Origin of the sequence: Okeania sp. SIO2F4, from assembly GCF_010672385.1 — a bacterium.
In the GTDB taxonomy this organism is placed as follows: Bacteria; Cyanobacteriota; Cyanobacteriia; order Cyanobacteriales; family Microcoleaceae; genus Trichodesmium.
The window spans coordinates 1-6580 of sequence record NZ_JAAHGT010000537.1; the positions used below are offsets into that span (position 1 = coordinate 1).

Here is a 6580-nt window from a genome sequence, read left to right on the forward strand (position 1 = left end):
GGCGACAAGATGAAACACCCCATCCCTTTACCTCTAGCTTTTCTATTGGGGATGTTAGTATTACGACCAGCGTGTATGAAGATAACTTTACTGAAGCTCTATTTAGTACCATCCATGAAGTAGGCCATGCCCTATATGAACAAGGTATCGCTCTGGAATTAGAGGGTACTCCCCTTGCTGAAGGAAGTTCTAGCGGTATCCATGAAAGCCAATCCAGATTGTGGGAAAATATAGTAGGTCGTAGTCGTGGATTTTGGGAATGTTTTTATCCCCAACTACAGGGTATTTTCCTCAAGCAACTTAGTCGTGTTTCTGCTTCCGAATTTTATCGGGCTATTAATAAGGTGGCGAACTCTCCGATTCGTACTGATGCTGATGAGGTGACATATAATCTTCATGTGATGATTAGATTTGATTTAGAGTTAGCTATGTTGGAGGGGAAGTTAGCTGTAAAAGACCTTCCCGAGGCCTGGAATGAACGTTATAAAACAGATTTAGGTCTTGTTCCTGCCAATGATAGTGAAGGGGTAATGCAAGATGTACATTGGTATGGAGATATGGTTGGCGGAATGTTTCAAGGCTATACTTTAGGAAACTTAATAGCTGCTCAAATTTATGAGGCTTCAGTTAAATTTGACCCAGAAGTTACTTTTGGTATTGAACGAGGTAATTTTACTCTTCTGCATAAATGGTTGAAACACAATATTTATCAACATGGTCGTAAGTATACCGCAAATGAACTAATTAATCGGGTAACAGGCAAACCTTTAAGTATCGATCCGTTTATCCGTTACATTCAAGATAAATATAGCAATATATATCATCTTAAACTTCCAATAGTTGCTTGACAAAAAAGTTTGTTCAAAACAGGAAATAAAGCTGAGATTAAGATTTTTTCTCTAATATTTTTGGCTGATTACTGATTTAATAATTCAAGATTTTGTGGAGGTAAGGAATACTTTAACTGGTAACAGCGGTATTACCCTGCCTCAACGACAGATCCAAGAGAAGGGCTACCAATATAAGTAGGTCGGTGTTGAAAATTATCGTTATAAAAAGGCAGGAGGCAGAAGGGAAGAGAGTTTTAGGTTAATTTACTTTTCGTTACATACTTCTGTTTTTTTTGCACCGTTCTACTTAGGGCTGGCTGATTAAATATCAAAGCACTGATAGATATTAGTTTCAGCCTTTTTTGGTCTAAAAAAGCGCGCCTGTTTCGGTCTAAAAAGCTCAAAAAGCTGGTATTTTGGGATGATTATGGCAGAAAAATCACTCTTACAATTTTTACGACTACCTCCTCTATAATTTCCATTTCTCCTGTCTCCTGTCTCCTGTCTCCTGTCTCCTACCCCTACCACTCATACTTTCCATAAGCAAACCCTACTTAAGCAATATGAAATATAACTGAATAGTCAGTATATAAATCACAAGTAATTTAGCCTTGATACTTAAAATTGAGTCTTTTTAATTGTCATTCTAACAATTATCATACAGTCCGCGATAAATATTTACTACATATAGGAAATCGAAATCATAATTACTCGCTATTATACCGTTTCACGGAAGTTAAAAGTTAAGTACCCATGCAAAATTAATTACATATTCTGTTCCTAAATTATCAAGCACTTTTTCGAGATATTGAAGTAAGCTATTCCAGTTTTCGAGTATCCCCTACTTCAATCCATTCATATTTGATAAATTTCCATAATATTTCAATTATATTTTGTTTAGGTGAATAGGTCGGCAACCCAAATATTTTTAATTTTTTTGACTTCCATTCTTCTAATTTATTCAGCATACGCTCGCTCTTTTTGAATTGAAGCTTGTTCCATTGTGACTACAGTTCTTTGGAACAAGTTATGACTAAATTTCTCCCAAAAATTCATCACAACTTCACTATTAATATGTCTCTTGACTATTTCATAATACCAAGCGTGAAAAAAGAATGTTACGAATAATAAGAGCGATAATAAAGATTTTACAGGAGATGTCCCTTTGACTAAAAAGATGATTTATGAACTAACAAATCGCACCGAAGCTATTCATTCTTACTCCTGACTCCTGATTCCTAAGAAATAGCCCAGCTATTTGTAGCAAAAATTTATCAATTTGTATAACATAATTCGTTTTTGTGATTCATTAATCCTCAAATATTTACTTGTTTACTATGACAACTTTTACAAGTTATTGTTTTTCCTTTCTCTTGCCATCCATTAGGGAATATATGGTTTTAAAGAAAATCTACTTTCATCTAAGTATCTTAAGTCAATTTATCCTTTTTTTTCTGGATTTTTTAGTTCTTCTAGCCTAGGAATCTTTACCTCTAGTTCCTATTCATCAGGAGTTTTGCTCATGCCTCTTTTCATCCTCTTCCACCTCATAACTAGCTTTTTTATAATTCTTTTTATTGTGTCTTTACTTACATTTATTTCCCAAGTTTTTTGAATTTTATTTTGGATTTTATTAAGTGCTTTTGGTTCAGATTTTACCCAGTTTTTAACTTTTTCTTTTTGTCAAGGGTTTAATTTCGGCTTTCTACCTCTTCCTGTTTGATTATAGAGTCCTAATCTTCCTCGATATTCCCATCGACTCAACCAATTAAAAATTGTTTTTCTGCTGACTTTAAATATTTTCATTAATTCCTTAATATAAAATCCTTGACCACTCAATATTAGACATGTAGCTCGGTCTCTAACTTGAGAACAATTACTATGGTGACTTATTCTTTCTAGAAGCTTTCTACTTTCTGGTATAAAGTCTCTAATGAATCTCATAAAGTTATAAATCTATATTTCCTTTTTATAGGAAATATTCCTTTGTTAAATATGTGTAATTAATTTTGCACGACTACTTAAAAGTTAAAAGTAAGATTTGATCAAATAAAAACTTTGACCATAGACTAATTTAAAGGAATTATTTCACAACTTTACTAGCGCATAACTTTCCTATCGGAATGCTTTTCATGTAGGGCAGCAAAACGCAAATGCACTTCGGCAACTTGCCGACTTGAATTGTGGATTTGCTATGCATTCTTCGGGTTTCCCTTCCCTTTGACCAAGAGAAAAGAAAAAAAATTCCGGCTTTGGTGAATCAAGCTATGAAACCTAAATTTTGCCAAATATAAAATGCTCAATGTTAATAGTTAGGCAATTAGCATTAATGGAAAATTAATACATAATCATAGCCACGCATCACCAACGCCAAATTTCCTTTTAACCAATCCTCTTCTTAAAAATTAAGAGGTAATTATTAATTATTGAAGATCAATCTTTATTCCCTGTTCCCCCTTAAGCTGTTTCCAACAAATGCAGTTTGATAAAATTGCCAGTTGGTATAATATATCTAGGGGGTGATGACAGGTAAGTATTTAATTACTCATTCCGGATAATCAGATTAACTCAAGTAATTAACAATAACTAAATCCAGTACAAAAAAATATACAAAAAGTTTCATATCATAATATTTTAGTATTTGCCGGCCGAGATTTCAACTTAGGATTAATGACAACAGGGAACAGGGAACAGAAAACAGGCAACAATAGGAAATATCTCAAGGTATTTTTTCTGGTTATGAGAAATCAGGATTCTGTTTCATATATCATTTGAAAATGTATAGAAGATGATAATATTAAGTATATAGCTATAGTGGGTTTTTAGCCTTAAATAATTGTAGCTAAAGTCTGAATTGCAAAAGTCACGAAAGTTATTTGATTAAGAGTCAGGGTTTTCAGTCAAAAACAGTAATCATCACAACAAAATTATTATGATGCGTGTCCCTACTATTACTACTCTATTAAGTTTAGTCGCCCTGTTTAGCTTTACCCCCAACAGGGCAATTGCTTCTAATAAAACAAAATATTCGACAACAGAAAAAGAAGGAAGCTTAATTCGTCGATTAAATTCCAATAATTCAGATAGAATCAAAAATAAATTGCCACAAAAACAAAAAAATCAAAATTTTCTGATACCTTTTATTCCAAGAAATTCTAGATTTTTCGGTAAACCTACTCAACCTGAACTATTCTCTAAACCTTTCTATTCCGGTGTTCCTCAAAAACAAAAAAATCAAAAGAATATATCAGAGGGTTCCCGAGGTGCAGAAGTATGGGCAGTACAAAGACGTTTGCAAGCTAGAGGTTTTAACCCAGGTGCTGTAGATAGCGTATTTGGTGCCCGTACAACAAAAGCAGTGAAAGCTTTTCAAAAGTCCGCGGGGTTCAGTGTCACAGGTATCGTTGATGAGGCCACTTGGACAGCTTTAGCTCAACCATCATTTGCCTCTCGTCGAACCATTCAAAGAGAAAAATTACCAATCCCAAGGCAAAATCAAGTAGTCGAAATAGAAAAGATATTAGCCAAAGGAGACAAGGGTTCTAAAGTCAAAACCTTACAAATTCGTCTGGAAAAAATGGGCTTTAATCCAGGGCCAATTGATGGAGTATTTGGAGTGAAAACTACAGGAGCAGTTAAAGAATTTCAAAAATCTCAAGGAATGAAGGCTGATGGGATAGTTAATCAAAAGACCTGGGCAGCTTTCAGTCAGAAGTAAGACTCAATTTAACTAACTCATACTTTTTCTGTCTGATAATTTACTACTTATCAGACCATAATTAGAGCAAAAATATGTCAACTTTATAAAGAGCAATCAGCGAAAAATATAAAAATCGCTGATTGCTTTGTTATGTCTATGAATATTAACTATATTGGGCTAAAAATATGATATACTGAATATGGATATACAATCAAATTTAACCTTAGAGCATCTATCCCACTAACTTCAATATCAGGACTTCTGTATTCTTAAATACTACCAAAATCAACTTTGAATAAAGTTAAAAATTATCCTCTATATTGAATTTGAATACAGTATTTTTCGGAGTCATTAAGTAGATTTGTGGGTTTTAACATTAAAGAATGATCGGAGTTTTTCAACTGTAGATATATTCAGGAAATAGTTGTCCAAAAATATCTACTTTCGGATTCGATTATTCCTGATTGTGAAACGGCAGATTTGTTTTTATTCTCTTATGTTAAGTTTTTAAGAGTTTTCTAATACCTATAACTTTTTACCTTACTGAAAAATTGTGGGTATGCGCCTCCCTTTTTAAAGGGATAAAAAAAGAGGCTATTCCTTAATCGTAACCCGAATGCTTCAGCTAGAGGTACTGATAACTGATAACTGATAACTGAAATGACCAGTATAATAATTATTATATTCTACTTTTTTCAACCTCAAATATCTACTATATTTATATCAAATATAAATAAATTTATGTTCTTATACACAACTTAAGTATTCAGCTATAAAAATCAACGTCAAATTTGACAATTCAGTCTAGAGAATTTCTGTAATTTTATCGGTAAATGTATCAGTTTATTTCATACCAAATCCGGTTATGAAAAGCGAATTTGTCCAATTGCTTCTAACCCTTCTGCCCTCAGCATAAGTGCCTTCTGCCTTGCCCTTACAATAAACCTCCTATGTAAACCGGATTTGGTATCATTTTTTTTAATTGCCCATAATTTTGATTTTTTAGATGCTTCTCAATACTAATTCCCACTTTTTATCTCTATTGTGCTAGTAACAAATAGTTAACAACTGACTGCTGTTTCGCTGTGCGATATGAATGGGCAGCATACCACAGAAAATACTTACTACAAAACCAACTAAATAAAGGTCTAAGACCCGAATCCATGCGTCGAAAATCTATTTTAGGGATTATTTTATTCTTTCTGGCTCTAACATTAACCATTTTATACGGGTCAGTAATAAATATATATATAGATAATCATCAACAACTAACTTATATCAAAGAAGGTAAAGTATGGAAAAATTCTAAGTTTCAACCAGAAAAATCCATTTTTTCTAAATCTTCAGAAGAATATTTTATCAAACCCCAAAACTTCTATAATCCTCAAACTGTTATTAAGAGAAAAAATAAACCCAGATTTAACAATCTATCAACCTCACAATCTCAGTCTACCTACGAGGAAATTGATATTTTGTGGATCTTACTTTGCTCTGGATTGGTATTTCTAATGCAGCCTGGATTTATGTGTTTAGAATCGGGACTTACTAGGTCAAAAAATAGTATTAATGTTGCCATTAAAAACTTAACTGATTTTGGTATTTCAGTTGCCTGTTTTTGGGGTTTTGGGTTTGCCTTAATGTTTGGGGTTTCATATTCTGGATTAGTTGGCCATAGTAATTTTTTCTTGGCAACCGATCTGCAACCTTTTGACGTAGCCTTCTTTTTATTCCAAGCTATGTTCTGTGGCACAGCTACAACTATTGTTTCTGGTGCCGTAGCTGAACGAATGAAATTTGCTGCTTATCTATTTGTTGCCTCCGTAGTTTCAGGTTTTATTTATCCCATATTTGGTCATTGGGCCTGGAATGGAGTTGATATAGGCTTATCAACAGGTTGGCTTGGACAACGTGGTTTTATTGACTTTGCAGGTTCAACTGTTGTTCATAGTATTGGTGGCTGGGTTTCTTTGGCAGCTTTATTAGTCATTGGACCTCGTACTGGCAGATTTCCTACTGATCGCCCACCAGAAAAAATTCATGGTTCTAACTA

The 6580-nt window shown here is 33.6% G+C and carries 3 protein-coding genes and 2 pseudogenes; 3 read left to right on the forward strand and 2 right to left on the reverse strand.

The annotated features are described in order from the left end of the window. Positions 1-848: pseudogene (locus F6K22_RS26850) on the forward strand (carboxypeptidase M32); the annotation flags it as partial. Between the two features lie 800 nt (positions 849-1648). Here the strand turns inward: F6K22_RS26850 and F6K22_RS26855 are convergent. After that, positions 1649-1807, reverse strand: a pseudogene (locus F6K22_RS26855) (transposase); the annotation flags it as partial. 706 nt (positions 1808-2513) lie between these two features. After that, positions 2514-2774, reverse strand: coding sequence for a helix-turn-helix domain-containing protein (locus tag F6K22_RS26860; RefSeq protein ID WP_293105126.1), 261 nt, complete (start codon positions 2772-2774; stop codon positions 2514-2516). A 988-nt stretch (positions 2775-3762) separates the two neighbouring features. On the opposite strand from F6K22_RS26860, the gene F6K22_RS26865 reads away from it, so the two are divergent. Together F6K22_RS26865 and F6K22_RS26870 are read left to right on the forward strand one after the other, a co-directional pair. Further along, positions 3763-4548: a peptidoglycan-binding domain-containing protein gene (locus F6K22_RS26865; RefSeq protein WP_293105128.1), complete on the forward strand. Its 786-nt coding sequence runs from the start codon at positions 3763-3765 to the stop codon at positions 4546-4548. Positions 4549-5615: 1067 nt separating this feature from the next. Then, positions 5616-6580, forward strand: a 965-nt coding sequence (locus F6K22_RS26870) for an ammonium transporter (protein WP_375340199.1), incomplete at its 3' end; no start/stop codon positions are given.

Excerpts from the sequence above, each read along its gene's own strand:
- F6K22_RS26860 (WP_293105126.1), bottom strand. The coding sequence starts at position 2,774 with ATGAGATTCATTAGAGACTTTATACCAGAAAGTAGAAAGCTTCTAGAA.
- F6K22_RS26865 (WP_293105128.1), top strand. The coding sequence starts at position 3,763 with ATGATGCGTGTCCCTACTATTACTACTCTATTAAGTTTAGTCGCCCTG.